The sequence below is a fragment of the Streptomyces sp. P17 genome (assembly GCF_032436805.1).
Classification (GTDB): Bacteria; Actinomycetota; Actinomycetes; order Streptomycetales; family Streptomycetaceae; genus Streptomyces.
In genome coordinates this window covers 1-287 of record NZ_JAVRBF010000615.1, presented here as the reverse complement: position 1 = coordinate 287, position 287 = coordinate 1, and the positions used below count along the sequence as shown (strand labels likewise).

1 protein-coding gene is annotated in these 287 nt (G+C 48.1%); it reads right to left on the bottom strand.

The features are described from left to right. A partial coding sequence (locus tag RMT89_RS42325; protein WP_315889080.1) for an alkaline phosphatase D family protein occupies positions 1 to 287 on the bottom strand: 287 nt, incomplete at both ends.

Genomic DNA, 287 nt, shown 5'->3' with positions numbered 1-287 from the left:
CGCCATTAAGCCAAGTGTCATTAGCAATTTCATGATCATCCCATACTGCAATCATCGGCATCGAAGCATGCAAGGCTTGTAGATCGCTATCTTGGCGATATTGTGCATAACGTGCTCGATAATCTTGCAGGCTGACACACTCAGTACCACGGCTCGGTTCACGTCCAAGGGACGCCGCATTTTCGGTGGCATAACCACCGGAGCCGTATTCGTAAATGTAATCGCCTAAATGCAGTACCGCATCAAACGGCTTTTTCTGATGCTGGAGAACGATTTCTCGATAAACG